This window comes from Nocardiopsis prasina DSM 43845, from assembly GCF_000341265.1.
GTDB lineage: Bacteria > Actinomycetota > Actinomycetes > Streptosporangiales > Streptosporangiaceae > Nocardiopsis > Nocardiopsis prasina.
In genome coordinates, this window is the sequence record NZ_ANAE01000008.1 from 1 (window position 1) to 457 (window position 457).

Annotated in this window: 1 pseudogene; it reads right to left on the reverse strand. The window is 70.0% G+C overall.

Annotated features, from left to right (window positions below):
• Nucleotides 1-383 (reverse strand): annotated as a pseudogene (locus D452_RS0100810) (GuaB3 family IMP dehydrogenase-related protein); the annotation flags it as partial.
• Nucleotides 384-457 lie beyond the last annotated feature (74 nt).

Sequence of the window (457 nt, forward strand, 5' to 3'; positions counted from 1 at the left end):
CCCGCCTCGCGGATCTCCTCGATGCGCCGCCCGATCAGCTCTTCCTTGACCGGTTCGGCGTAGATCTCCTGCAGCCGGCGCGTGGCCGCCTCGTCGTCGAGCTCGCGGATCTCCTCCAGCAGCGGCTCGGGGGACTCGTAGCGCGTCCACAGCCCTTCGAGGTCGAGTACGCCGACCGCGCCCTGCCGCCCCATCTCGATGACGGTGCGGGGCGAGGCGATGCTGTCCATCGGACTGCCCATCAGCGGCGTTTCGAAGCGGTAGGCGTCGATCTGCCAGGTGATCGACACTTCCCCGGGGTCACGGGTGCGCCGGGCCGGCACGATCCCGATCTCCTCGAGCTCGTAAGCGCGGCGCCCGTTCTTGCCGAGCCCGATCTCCAGCTGAGCCAACGCTTGGGTCCCCTCTCGCGTGCTTCACCGGCGTTGCCGACCGGCGGATCCTGCGGCGGCGAGTC